Origin of the sequence: Streptomyces boncukensis (genome assembly GCF_011045075.1) — a bacterium.
GTDB classification, from domain to species: domain Bacteria; phylum Actinomycetota; class Actinomycetes; order Streptomycetales; family Streptomycetaceae; genus Streptomyces; species Streptomyces boncukensis.
In genome coordinates this window covers 1-4,262 of the sequence record NZ_JAAKZZ010000575.1, presented here as the reverse complement: position 1 = coordinate 4,262, position 4,262 = coordinate 1, and the positions used below count along the sequence as shown (strand labels likewise).

General features: G+C 73.8%; 5 protein-coding genes. 2 read left to right on the top strand and 3 right to left on the bottom strand.

Translation table 11 applies throughout. The features are described from left to right. Positions 1–96 precede the first annotated feature (96 nt). Positions 97–690 (top strand): isochorismatase family protein, encoded by a 594-nt coding sequence (locus G5C65_RS32275; protein WP_165302595.1) that lies wholly within the window; start codon positions 97–99, stop codon positions 688–690. Positions 691–732: 42 nt separating this feature from the next. On the opposite strand, the gene G5C65_RS40860 is transcribed toward G5C65_RS32275, so the two are convergent. After that, the gene (locus G5C65_RS40860; protein ID WP_420903384.1) at positions 733–1,212 is read right to left on the bottom strand and encodes a hypothetical protein; all 480 of its coding nucleotides are present in this window, start codon (positions 1,210–1,212) and stop codon (positions 733–735) included. A gap of 802 nt (positions 1,213–2,014) precedes the next feature. Here G5C65_RS40860 and G5C65_RS32265 point away from each other — a divergent pair. Then, a complete protein-coding gene (locus G5C65_RS32265; RefSeq protein ID WP_165302592.1) occupies positions 2,015–2,323 on the top strand; it encodes a hypothetical protein in 309 nt (102 codons plus the stop codon). Positions 2,324–2,383: 60 nt separating this feature from the next. On the opposite strand, the gene G5C65_RS32260 is transcribed toward G5C65_RS32265, so the two are convergent. Both G5C65_RS32260 and G5C65_RS40555 read right to left on the bottom strand, forming a co-directional pair. Continuing rightward, positions 2,384–3,028 carry an RDD family protein gene (locus G5C65_RS32260; protein ID WP_165302594.1) on the bottom strand — a complete coding sequence of 215 codons (645 nt, stop codon included), beginning with the start codon at positions 3,026–3,028 and terminating at the stop codon, positions 2,384–2,386. Between the two features lie 151 nt (positions 3,029–3,179). Continuing rightward, on the bottom strand, positions 3,180–4,022 hold the full coding sequence (locus G5C65_RS40555; RefSeq protein ID WP_165302593.1) for an RDD family protein: 843 nt from the start codon (positions 4,020–4,022) through the stop codon (positions 3,180–3,182). Positions 4,023–4,262 lie beyond the last annotated feature (240 nt).

Here is a 4,262-nt window from a genome sequence, read left to right as displayed (position 1 = left end):
CGGGGTGCCGCCGGGCACTCGTTCAGCGGCGGCGCACTGCCGCATGTGTCTTCGAGTGTCTACGCTCTAAGACGAGTCGACCGAAAGGTGTGCACCATGCACCGGGCACTGATCGTCGTGGATGTGCAGAACGACTTCTGCGAGGGGGGCAGCCTCGCGGTCCCGGGCGGCGCGGATGTCGCCGCCGCCGTCACCGACCTCATCGGCGACGCCTCGGCCGGCTACCGCTACGTGGTGGCGACCCGCGACTTCCACATCTCCCCCGCGGAGCACTTCTCCGAGCAGCCCGACTTCGAGCACACCTGGCCCCGGCACTGCGTCGCGGGCACCGAGGGCGTGGGCTTCCACGCCAACTTCGCCCCCGCCGTCGCCTCCGGCTCCATCGACGCCGTCTTCGACAAGGGCGCCTACACGGCGGCGTACAGCGGCTTCGAGGGGGCGGACGAGCACGGCGTACCGCTGGCGGACTGGCTGCGCGCACACGGGGTGACGGAGCTGGACGTGGTCGGTATCGCCACCGACCACTGCGTACGGGCCACCGCGCTGGACGCGGCGCGCGAGGGGTTCCGCACGCAGGTGCTGCTGGATCTGACGGCGGGGGTCGCCGAGGGTACGACGCTGCGGGCGCTCGACGAGCTGCGGGACGCCGGGGTCGAGCTCACCGGCAAGCCGGTGGTCTCCTCCGGCTGACCGGAGCGCTCCGGGCGGCCCCGTGCCCCGCCAGGGGCGCGCCTACGGTGCGGCCACTCTCAGCAGGGTGGCGATGGGGTGCCAGGACTCGCGGTCGTCCTCGGGGACGGCCCGCCACACCAGCCCGTCCGGATGGTGCAGCACGGCCGTGATCTCGTCGGCCGTCGGCGGCTCGGCGTTCCCCTTCAGATAGATCGCCCGGAGCCCCAGGTTCCGCAGCCGGGTCAGGGCACGCGCCCGGTTGCGCGAGTGGACGAGGACACGGACCCGCGGCTCGTCGCCCGCCCGCCGCGGAGCCGCCGCACGCACCGTGTGCGGCTCGTCGGCCGCCGCCGACCAGCGGCGGGGCCGCAGCGGCGCGCCCGCTCCCCCGGGGGCCGCCCCGCGCCCTGCGCGCAGCCCGCCGGAGAGCCGTCCGGCGCCCGTGCCGGCCGCGCCCTGCGGGCGCGGCCGGGGCAGCGTCAGCGCGACGATCACGCTGCCGTCGGGCAACCCCGCGTATCCGCCTCCTGCCATGGTCATCAGCTCCCCCGTACTCGCCTCGGGTGGTCGTGTGCGGGCCCGGCGAGGAACCCCCACAGGAGGCATCTAAACGCGATCGGAGCCCGGCCGCCAGGGGGTAACGGGTGATCATGTTTTGACCTGCAACGATGCAAACAAATTCATCCCTGGGTTGTACGGGTCATGATCACCGACTCCGTGGACCCCAAAGTGGATCATGACATAGGCATGTGCAGGGGTGGCCCGATCACCCATCTCGCGACTTTGATCGTACTATGCCCCGATTCCTGCTCTATACACTATGAGCTGGGGTTTCTCCCGCCCATTGGCGCCCCTCGCCCCGGAAAACCCGCGCACGGGAGCGCCTTCTCCGCCGAGCGGGAGCCAACCGCGAGCCGGTGGGCCATAGTTGGGAGGGAGGGGCCCCACCCGGGGCTCGATCGGGTGGCCCCTGGTCGGACCAATGGCGCCCAACTCCCCGTCAGATAACGGTTGCGAACACTGGAGCACCCTCGGCACCGGCCATGGAGGACCGCGCCGACGCGCCGCGCCCGCGCCGGTGCGCACGGCCGTGGCCGCAGCGTCCGGAGGATCACGCAAGAGGGCCGCAGTGTCCGGTAGTTGGGACAGTTGGCCCTTCGTGCGCCAGTGCGCCCCCCGTGCAACAGCACCGTGCGTAAGGTCACGCTTACCGTGCTTTCGGCTGGGCAGCCAGGACCGTAGAGTCGTTCGATGGCGCCCCGTTTGTACCGAGGGAACGTGGGCCGTACAACGACCAGTTCGACGTCCGCCCCTGACCTCACCCCCCGAGGACGGATCCGCCATGCCGCGTCCGAACCCCGCACAGCTCGCCTACGGATCTGCCACCGTCATGTGCTCCGCGTTCCTCATGCTGTTGCTGTCGCAGGCCCGTTCGGGCCTCGGTGTGGCAGTGATCGCGTTCGCGGCGCTGGCGCTCGGCGTACTCGTCGCACTCGCTGTCCCGGCGGCCCGGTCAAAACGCCGGGAGGCACGTGCCGTTGGCACCTCCCCCGCCCGGACCCACACCACCACGGTCCGGGTGCGGCACCGCGCCCCGGCATCGGCCGCCACCGGAGCGGCCCGGCTGCCGGAGCCCACCCTGCGCCGCTGAGCCCTGTGCCGCCGGGCCCCCTGCGCCGCTGAGCCCTGCGCCGCCGAGCCGGTCCGGCGGTCAGCCGGTCGCGACGACCACGCTCCGCGCGGCCTTGTCGTGCACGCACTGCTGATACGGCTTGTCCCAGGTGCAGAACAACACGTTCACCAACCAGAACAGAAAGCCGAGGCACGGCACGAGTGCGGGCAGCGAGTAGGTGGCCGCCCGGAACCATCCGGGCGAGCCCGCCGGCACCGCGCCGTTCGCCAGCATGCCGACCCGGATCTTCATCGCCATCTTGCCGACCGTCTGCCCCCGGGTGGTCAGCATCAGCCCCTCGTAGATGAAGTAGGCGAGGGTGTAGACGGCCTGCTGCCAGTAGGTCTGGCCGCTGTCGGTCGAGTAGCCGCCCTCGGAGAGGCCGACGACGAGGGCGACCGGGACGCCGATGATGACGGCGTCGATGATCCGGGCGACGAGGCGTTTGCCGCGCGAGGCCAGCGGGGGCATCCCCGCGAGGGGATCCGCCGCGCCGTGGGTGCCGCCGTACGGATTGTCGCCGTACGGTCCACCGTCATACGGGCCACCTCCGTACGGACCGGCGGCGTACGGACCGGCGGCGCCCCCTCCGTTGGACGGCGGCGGAGGGGGCGGAGGCGCCCCCTCGCCTCCGGATTGGTCGGGCTTCCGGAACGGGTCGCTCTCGGGCTGCTCCGTGCTCATGGCCCGAGTGCATCGTCCGGCCGGTCGGCCCGCATCCTGTGCGGGCCGACCGGGTGACAGCCGCAACGTGCCCCGAAGGGGCCCGCGGCTCGTATCCACTGCGGCTTCGCCGCGGGACGCGCCAAGCCACAGCGGGACCCCCGAGTACCCCCTAGGGCCGGGCCACGAAAGTCCGCGCGGCCTTGTCGTGCCAGCACTGGCGCCAGGGCCGGTCGAAGACGCACCACGCGACGTTCACCACCCCCACGGCCAGCACCCCGAGCACCCCGTAGACCAGCCACCGCGACAGCGCCGTCCCGAACCCCGGCACCTCCTGCCGCTCCACGTCCAGCACCGTCACGCCGAACAGCTTCTTCCCCGGCGTCCGCCCCCACCGGGCGGTCGGCAGCACCTCGTACAGCAGCGCGAACAGCAGCAGGGTCCCCAGGACGACGGCGAGATAGCCGCCCGTCGTCCCGTCGATCAGCCAGACCTGCTTGGTCACCCCGGCCTGCTCCACCGCGTCGACCTTGGCGTCGATGTGGTCGGCCGCCCTGTCGACGAACGGGTACGCCACCGCGCCGCCCACAGCCAGCGTCGCGACCAGGTCGACGAGGCGCGCGGCGAGCCGGCGGCCCAGCCCCGCCGGGCGCGCCTGCCGCTGGATCTGCGCGAAGGGGTCGGCGGCAGGCGGCCGCCAGGGCACGACGGCGTCCTGCTCGGCGGCCGGTACGGACGGCAGTCCGGCGGCGGGCGCGGGGCTGAGCGGTGCCGCGGGCGCGGGGCCGGTGTGTGAGGTGGCGAGCTCGTGAATCTGCTGGGCCCACGGGGTGGGCGGATACCGCACCTCGTCCCGCGAACCGCCGGGCGCCGCCTGCTGGGCCGGGACCTGCCCGGCGGCGGGCCGCGGAGCCGGGGCGGGAGCGTTACCGGCGTCCTGGCCGCCGGCCGCCGCCTCGGGGCGGCGGGACACCACGACGCCCCGCTCACCGCCACCGGCCCTGGCCTCCGGCACTCCGCCGGACCCGGAACCGGCCGTTGTCCCGGCCCCCGGGGCGCCGCGACCGGCCCCGGAGGCCGGAACGCCGCTGTCCGGACCGGGAGCTCCCGCCGCCGGGCCGGCCACCGGAGCACCATCCGCCGCCGCACCGGCGTCCGTCACCCCCGGGCCAGGGCCCTGGCCCTGGCCCGGGACGGACGCCGGACCCACCGGAACACCGCCGCCCGGGGCGGGAGACGGGGCGCTGGGGGTTCG